The sequence below is a fragment of the Candidatus Poriferisodalis multihospitum genome, from assembly GCF_028283155.1.
Taxonomy (GTDB): domain Bacteria; phylum Actinomycetota; class Acidimicrobiia; order Acidimicrobiales; family Poriferisodalaceae; genus Poriferisodalis; species Poriferisodalis multihospitum.
Genome location: NZ_JAPYOK010000049.1, coordinates 1 through 5,944, shown reverse-complemented (window position 1 = coordinate 5,944; position 5,944 = coordinate 1). Strand labels below are relative to the sequence as shown.

Here is a 5,944-nt window from a genome sequence, read left to right as displayed (position 1 = left end):
CCGCCCCCACCGGGCAGCAGCACAACAGCCCGCCAGACCCGCTCCGCCCGAGCCAGCGATCGCAATGCCGGTCTGCCAGCGTCCAGCCCCAGACTCTCAGAGGCTGTTCGGCTAGTTGCTGCAGGGGCTATGACGCCGGCAAGAAGATCTCAGAGGCTGTTGGGCAAGTTGTCGCCGGCAGACAGCTCGCTTCTCCCGGCCAACTCACAGATGTCTTCCAAGACCATCGCCGCGTTACCGCAGGCGGGCGGCGGTGCGGCATTGCGGAGGACCCGTTTCTGCGCCGCCACAACCCAGACCCCGCAGTTCGTCGCGCTACGCAGACTTTCGCGACAGCCTCTTAGGATGCAGCCATGGCTCTGCACTGGTCCGCTACCGGCATCGAAGTCCACAAGCATGTCGTGCGCCCCGTCGAGGGCGATCTGCCGCACGGCTTTCCCGACGACTTCGACAACAACGTCTTCACCATCCGCTGCACCGAGACCGGCGAGGCGATGCTCATCGACGCCGCGAACGAGCACGAGCGGCTGCTGGAGGTGTGCCGCACGCTCGGCGTGACGCTGGTCGTGGAGACCCACGGCCACTGGGATCACATACAGGCCGTGCCGGCGGTGCGGGATGCCGGCATCGAAGTGGCCATCACCTCCGAAGACTCGTCGATGCTGCCCAGCTATGACCTCATTCTCGAAGACGACGCTGTGCTCGAGGTGGGGCGGCTGCGCATCCGCACCATCCACAACCCTGGACACACGGCCGGATCCATGAGCTTCCACGTGGAAGGCACGCCGCTGCTGTTCACCGGCGACACACTGTTCCCTGGCGGGCCCGGTGCCACCAGCTACGGAGGCGACTTCGAGCAGATCATCCGCAGCATCGAGGACCGGATGTTCTCCGTGTTTCCGGCCGGCACCATGGTGCTGCCCGGCCACGGCCTCGACACCACCATCGGCACCGAGGCGCCGCACCTGCAGGAGTGGATCGACCGCGGTTGGTAGCCCCTGAGGTCAGCCCGTCGCTACGCGACGGCTGCGTCTAACCCGTCGCTACGCGACGGCCCAGCGACCTGAACGCTATGTAGAAGGTCACGATCGCGAGCCCGACGATGGCCGCGGCACCCTTCACTATGGCGAGCCCATCCCAACCCATGAACAGCAGTGCTCGCATGCCCTCCATCAGGTAGGTGACGGGATTCCACGCCGCCACCGCCTCGAGCCAGCCGCCCATCAGATCGCGCGGCAGGTATGACGGCGTGAGAAACGCGAACGGGAAGAAGATCAGGAACGACGAGTTCACTGCGGCGGGGTTCCCGGTGCGCAATGCCACCGTGTACGGGATGCCGCTGTAGGCCACGCTCCAGGCAATCGCGAGGAGCAGGAAGACCAAGAGCCCCAAGACGCCCGTCTCGAACCAGATACCGAACACGAGCCCGAGAGCGACCACGAACAAGGCCAATCCGAGCGCCATGACGATGTCGGCCACCATCAGCCCGAACAGCAGCGTGGATCGCCGTATCGGCGTCACGAGCATCCGGTCGAGATAGCCGGACTGGATGTCGATCACGAGCACGCTGGCTCGTGAGATTCCCGTGACAGCGAAGATGATCGCCACGGGAAGCTGGAACGCCCGGTAGTCGAGACCGACGGTGCTGCCGCTGGGGGCCTGGCGCTCCACGAAGGACTCCAGCGCACCCGTGTTCACCACGAAGAAGAAGAAGGGAATGATCAGCGCCGGGACGACGTACTCGGGCTCCCGCACCACGCTGCGCACGGCTCGCCGGGCAATCGTGGCAATGTCGGTGAGGAAGCTGACCCGATTCGTCAGGCCGCCGCCAGGGGTGATGGTTGCGTCGGTCACGACCCACCTCCGGGGGCGGCCAGTCGACCGTCACGTACCTCGTCTCCCGATGCTTCGGCTGCGACTGCGCTCCCGGCAGCAGCCTCCTCGGTCGCGACTGCACCTTCGGCCGCAGCCTCCTCAGCGGCGGCCATGCGATACCCGGTCGCTTGCAGGAACACGTCGTCGAGCGACGGCGTACGGACGGTGAGCGCTGTCGGGTGCACGTCGGCGGTCGCCAAGGCCACAGCCACGGCGCCGACGAGTCCTGCCCCGTCGGCAGTCGCGATCGTGACACCGAGCCGGCCGGCGGTCACCCCGTCTGCGCCCGGCACGGTGCCCGCCACCTCTGCTGCCCGTGCGATGTCACCCGGTTCCAGATCAACCACGATCACGTCGGACCCGACCGCCCGTTTCAGCTCGGCGGGCGTGCCCTGCTGCACGATTCGGCCGTCGGCGAGGATCGCCACCCGGTCGGACAACGCATCAGCCTCCTCCATGTACTGCGTAGTGAGGAAAACCGTCACGCCCAATTCGCTGTTCAGGCGGCGCACCTCGTCCCAGACCTGTGCCCGGCTGACGGGGTCAAGACCAGTCGTCGGCTCGTCCAGGAAGATCACCTCAGGAGCGTGGATCAGCGATGCTGCGAGGTCCAGACGGCGCTTCATGCCGCCGCTGTAGGTGGAGATGCGGGCGTCGATGGCATCGCCGATGTCAGCCAGATCGATGGCTTGGGCGATGGACGCAGCCCGGTCTGCGGGGCGCAGGCCGTACAGGCGGGCCTGCAGATCGAGGATCTCGCGGCCGGTCTGCTTGTCGTCGAGCGCCGCTTCCTGCATTGCAACGCCGATGCGGATGCGTACCTCACCCGGGCTCTTCTCGACGTCGTAGCCGGCGACCCGGGCCGTCCCGGCCGTCGGGCTCAGCAGCGTGCACAGCATCCGCACCGTGGTGCTCTTGCCGGCGCCGTTCGGCCCGAGGAACCCGAAGATCTCGCCTTCGCGCACCAGCAGGTCCACTCCGTCGACGGCGCGCTTGGCGCCGAAGTCGCGCACCAGCCCGTGGGCCTCGATGGCTGTTACGGATCCGTTCGACACCGCCTCGGACACGGGCGGCAGGCTAGCGAGCGGCCTGCGGTGCCGACCCCCGATTTTCGGGCCGGCGCTTGACGTCGGGGGCGGAGCGTCAGCCCGGCAGAGGCGGGAGGCGGTCAATGTGGCGGGTGGCCGACTCCCAGGCGTGGGCCAGCTCCAGCACCGAGCGGTCGGCGCGGTGGCGGCCGACGAGCTGCAGGCCGACTGGCAAGCCGTCGGCGGTGAATCCGGCCGGCACCGAGATCGCTGGATGGGTCGTGACGGTGATGTCGCTGCACGAGCGCATCCAGTCGATGTAGGTGTCGAAGGTGACGCCTTCGATCTCGGTGGGGTACTCGACCTCGACATCGAACGGCGGCACCTGGGTGGTCGGGCAGGCCATGAACTCGAAGCCGCCGCCGGCCGACATGAACTCGTCCATGCGGGCGAACAGCTGGGTGTGGCGCCGGCAGGCGTCGGCGTATTCGCCGATCGGCATCGACAGCCCCTGTTCGATGTTCCAAGCCAATGTCTCCTTGAACTGGCCAGGGTGCTGGGACAGCAAGGGTCCGAAGCCGAGGGCGAACAACCAGGCGCGTCGGGCCTGGAAGACCTGCGGCGCATCGGACAGGTCGGGCCACGCCTCGACCACCTCGCAGCCCAGGTCGGCGAGCACGTCGGGCACGTTCGCCGTGGCTGCCCGCACCGCTGGGTCGACGGGCAGCCCGCCGGCGTCGGGCGACCATGCCACCCGCACATCGCGCAGATCGCGCTCCAGCGCACCGGCGAAAACATCCGGCGATTCCTGGTTCGACACCGGCGAGCGGTCATCGGGGCCGGCCAGCGCCTGCAGGAAGAACGCCACGTCACCGACCGTGCGGGCCATCGGACCCTCGACGGCCAGCGGGAACCAAGCATCCATTGCGGTGGTCGACGGCACCCGTCCCGGCGAGGGCCGGAAGCCCACGATGTTGCAGAACGCAGCCGGGTTGCGCAGCGAGCCGCCCAGGTCTGACCCGTCGCACAGCGGCAGTATCCGGGCGGCCAACGCCACTGCTGCGCCCCCGCTGGAGCCGCCGCAGGTCTTGCCGACGTCGTAGGGGTTGCGGGTGATGCCGAATACCGGGTTGAACGTGTGCGAGCCGGCGCCGAACTCGGGCGTGTTGGTCTTGCCCACCATCACCGCCCCGGCTTCGCGCTGGCGTTCCACCACCAGGGCATCGATGTCGGGGACGAAGTCGGCGAACAGCGGCGAGCCCATGGTGGTGCGGACACCGGCGGTCAGCGCCAGGTCTTTGTGGGCCACGGGCAGCCCGTGCAGCAGTCCCAGCGACTCGCCGCGGGCGTGCGCCTCGTCGGCAGCGGCGGCGCGCTCGGCCGCCAGTTCCGGCGTGAACGTGACGATGGCATTGAGAGCGGGGTTGACCTGCTCGATGCGCTCGAGATGTGCCGCCAGCAGCTCCCGCGCCGAGATCTCGCCGCCGGCCAGCATGGCCGCCATCTGTGTGGCAGGCAGCCCGCAGATGCCCGCTTCGTTCCCAGAGCCCGAGTTCATCGGGTCATTCGACCACAGTCGCACCCACGCCGCCGCGTAAGTTGCTCCCCATGAGCCAGTCATTCACTGCCGGGACCAGCGACGAGAACCGTCGCACCGGTCAGACCGTCGAGCTGCTGCAGACCCTGATCCGCAACGAGTGCGTCAACTACGGCACGCCCGAATCAGGCGGCGAGGTCCGCAACTCCGACACACTTCAGGCCTACCTCGAAGGCGCCGGACTGGATCTCGAAGTTTTCGACGCGGCGCCTGGCCGGCGGTCGCTGGTGACCCGCATCGAGGGCAGCGACCCGAACGCCCCCACCCTGTGCCTGATGGGCCACACCGACGTGGTGCCGGTGAATCGTGACGGCTGGAGCCGCGATCCGTTCGGCGGGGAACTGGTCGACGGCGAAGTCTGGGGCCGCGGCGCCGTCGACATGCTCAACCTCACGTCCTCGATGGCGGTGGCAATGCGGCACCTGGCCCTGACCGGCTACCGGCCCAAGGGCGACCTCATCTACTTCGCCTGCGCCGACGAGGAAGCCGGTTCGAACTACGGCGCTCGCTGGATGGCCGAGAACCACTGGGATGTCATCGGCGCCGACTACGTGCTGACCGAGAACGGGCCCGGCCACGGCTCACGCCCGTTCCGTCAGGACAACGCCTTGGTGAAGGCCGCCGCGGTGGTGCACCGGATCTCGCAGTACCGGCCCCCGCCGAAGTTCCACGAGCTGTGGCGCGAGCAGGTCGACACGCTCGGCGTCGATGACGAGACCAAGGCCATCATGCTCGACGAGACCCTCATCGAGGACTGGCTGGATGCCCATCCGAGCGCGTCGGCCGCAGCGCACCTGTACTCGTGCACCCACACATCGTTCTCGCCGAACGTCCTCGGGGCGCCCACCGCCATGAAGACGAACGTCATCCCCGATCACGTCGACATCGAAGTGGACGTGCGGACGCTGCCCGGCGAGGGCGCTGCTGAGGTGCAGGCGCATCTCGACGAGGCGCTCGGTGATCTGGCCGACCAGGTCGAGGTGGAGATCATCATGAACGACCCGGCATCGCTGAGCCGGGTCGAGACGCCGCTGTGGGACGCACTGGAGGTGGCGGTGGAGCGGCGCTTCCCGACGGCCCGGCTGACGCCGCAGCTCATCATCGGTTTCACCGACTCCCGGGTGTATCGCGACATGGGCGCGGTCGCGTACGGCGCCGGCCTGTTCAGCCCCGAGCTCGACGGCGCCGACTTCGGCGCCCGGTTCCACGGGAACGACGAGCGCATCGACATCGAGTCGCTGGCGCTCACCACCCAGCTGTGGCTCGACGTGGTCGACAGCCTCTGGGACTAAGGGCCGCGCTCACGGGCCGGCCGGCCGGGGCCCGGCGCCGGTTGAGGCATTTAGGGCCAGCCATACACTGCGGTTGATGGCAGTGGCCAACACAGCGCCTGATGCACCCCTCTTCGAGATCGACGATTTGGGCGTACGGGCCGTCGACGGCC

At 68.2% G+C, this 5,944-nt stretch carries 5 protein-coding genes; 2 read left to right on the top strand and 3 right to left on the bottom strand.

All coding sequences use genetic code 11. The features are described from left to right. Positions 1-353: 353 nt before the first annotated feature. A complete protein-coding gene (locus VI480_RS04615; RefSeq protein ID WP_323671645.1) occupies positions 354-995 on the top strand; it encodes an MBL fold metallo-hydrolase in 642 nt (213 codons plus the stop codon). Between the two features lie 37 nt (positions 996-1,032). Here VI480_RS04615 and VI480_RS04610 read toward each other — a convergent pair whose 3' ends face one another. From VI480_RS04610 to VI480_RS04600, 3 genes are all read right to left on the bottom strand, one after another. Beyond that, a complete protein-coding gene (locus tag VI480_RS04610; RefSeq protein ID WP_323671644.1) occupies positions 1,033-1,854 on the bottom strand; it encodes an ABC transporter permease in 822 nt (273 codons plus the stop codon). After that, positions 1,851-2,942 carry an ATP-binding cassette domain-containing protein gene (locus VI480_RS04605; RefSeq protein ID WP_323671643.1) on the bottom strand — a complete coding sequence of 364 codons (1,092 nt, stop codon included), beginning with the start codon at positions 2,940-2,942 and terminating at the stop codon, positions 1,851-1,853. Before VI480_RS04605 ends, VI480_RS04610 begins: the two co-directional genes overlap by 4 nt. A gap of 76 nt (positions 2,943-3,018) precedes the next feature. Then, entirely contained in the window at positions 3,019-4,461 is a 1,443-nt protein-coding gene (locus VI480_RS04600; RefSeq protein ID WP_323671642.1) for an amidase, read from the bottom strand. A gap of 50 nt (positions 4,462-4,511) precedes the next feature. On the opposite strand from VI480_RS04600, the gene VI480_RS04595 reads away from it, so the two are divergent. Beyond that, the gene (locus tag VI480_RS04595; RefSeq protein WP_323671641.1) at positions 4,512-5,792 is read left to right on the top strand and encodes a M20/M25/M40 family metallo-hydrolase; all 1,281 of its coding nucleotides are present in this window, start codon (positions 4,512-4,514) and stop codon (positions 5,790-5,792) included. Positions 5,793-5,944: the final 152 nt, after the last annotated feature.